Origin of the sequence: Limosilactobacillus secundus (genome assembly GCF_020784695.1) — a bacterium.
In the GTDB taxonomy this organism is placed as follows: Bacteria; Bacillota; Bacilli; order Lactobacillales; family Lactobacillaceae; genus Limosilactobacillus; species Limosilactobacillus reuteri_F.
Map to the genome: position 1 here is coordinate 1 of NZ_JAJGUA010000007.1, position 679 is coordinate 679.

Here is a 679-nt window from a genome sequence, read left to right on the forward strand (position 1 = left end):
ACTCGTGATCTCATCCGTGACAGGGATGCGTCCTAAACCAACTAGACCAACGGACCAAAATTGCGGGGGCTGGATTTGAACCAACGACCTCCGGGTTATGAGCCCGACGAGCTACCAGGCTGCTCTACCCCGCGATAATAAAGATGACCCGTGCGGGATTTGAACCCACGATACCAGCGTGAAAGGCTGGTGTCTTAACCACTTGACTAACGGGTCATTACGGAGAAGGAGGGATTCGAACCCTCGCACCGCTTGCGCGATCTACACCCTTAGCAGGGGCGCCTCTTCAGCCACTTGAGTACTTCTCCAATGGGCCTAAATGGACTTGAACCATCGACCTCACGCTTATCAGGCGTGCGCTCTAAACCAGCTGAGCTATAGGCCCATATCTAAAAGCGGGTAACGAGAATCGAACTCGCGACAACAGCTTGGAAGGCTGTGGTTTTACCACTAAACTATACCCGCATAATATTAAGTTTATGGCGCGGGACGGAATCGAACCGCCGACACACGGAGCTTCAATCCGTTGCTCTACCAACTGAGCTACCGAGCCAAATATAAACGGTCCGTACGAGACTCGAACTCGTGATCTCATCCGTGACAGGGATGCGTCCTAAACCAACTAGACCAACGGACCAAAATTGCGGGGGCTGGATTTGAACCAACGACCTCCGGGTTA

The 679-nt window shown here is 52.7% G+C and carries 7 tRNA genes; all 7 read right to left on the minus strand.

Annotated elements, in window-relative coordinates:
* Positions 1–60: 60 nt before the first annotated feature.
* The 7 genes from LMB57_RS00360 to LMB57_RS00390 all read right to left on the minus strand — a co-directional run bounded on the left by LMB57_RS00360 (position 61) and on the right by LMB57_RS00390 (position 637).
* A tRNA-Met gene (locus LMB57_RS00360) sits at positions 61–134 on the minus strand.
* 10 nt (positions 135–144) lie between these two features.
* Positions 145–216, minus strand: a tRNA-Glu gene (locus tag LMB57_RS00365).
* A gap of 4 nt (positions 217–220) precedes the next feature.
* A tRNA-Ser gene (locus LMB57_RS00370) sits at positions 221–308 on the minus strand.
* Between the two features lie 2 nt (positions 309–310).
* Positions 311–385: transfer RNA gene (locus LMB57_RS00375), tRNA-Ile, on the minus strand.
* A gap of 9 nt (positions 386–394) precedes the next feature.
* A tRNA-Gly gene (locus LMB57_RS00380) sits at positions 395–465 on the minus strand.
* A gap of 15 nt (positions 466–480) precedes the next feature.
* Positions 481–553, minus strand: a tRNA-Phe gene (locus tag LMB57_RS00385).
* A 9-nt stretch (positions 554–562) separates the two neighbouring features.
* Positions 563–637 (minus strand) — tRNA-Asp (locus LMB57_RS00390).
* Between the last annotated feature and the right edge of the window lie 42 nt (positions 638–679).